Raw genomic sequence first — 340 nt, forward strand, 5'->3', positions numbered from 1 at the left:
GTCGGCATAGCGGCCGAAATAATTGCCGACATATTCCTTGCCGTCGGCGCGCAGGCGGTTGACCAGCTCCAGCTTGACGTCCTCGGCCAGAAGACCGCGCAGCACATCGAACTCCCTTGCGTTGAAGGCGGCCACATAGTCGCCCAAGCGGCGCATGTCCTGCCGGTCTAGCGCCGGACGGGGCGACACCATCCGGGGGGCGGCCGCCAGCTGGCGTAGGCTCTCACGGCCACGCTGCAGCGCGCCCTTGATCGCCGTCTCGGTGGTTTCGAGTATCTCGCCGATTTCCTCCAGGCTGTGGCCGAGCACATCCTTCAGCACGACCGTGCATCGCTGCGCC

At 66.2% G+C, this 340-nt stretch carries 1 protein-coding gene; it reads right to left on the bottom strand.

Annotated features, from left to right (window positions below; all coding sequences use genetic code 11):
- The coding region (locus tag EN861_RS34610; RefSeq protein WP_281041229.1) for a sigma factor-like helix-turn-helix DNA-binding protein at positions 1-340 on the bottom strand (340 nt) is incomplete at both ends.

Origin of the sequence: Mesorhizobium sp. M8A.F.Ca.ET.218.01.1.1 (assembly GCF_004791165.1) — a bacterium.
In the GTDB taxonomy this organism is placed as follows: domain Bacteria; phylum Pseudomonadota; class Alphaproteobacteria; order Rhizobiales; family Rhizobiaceae; genus Mesorhizobium.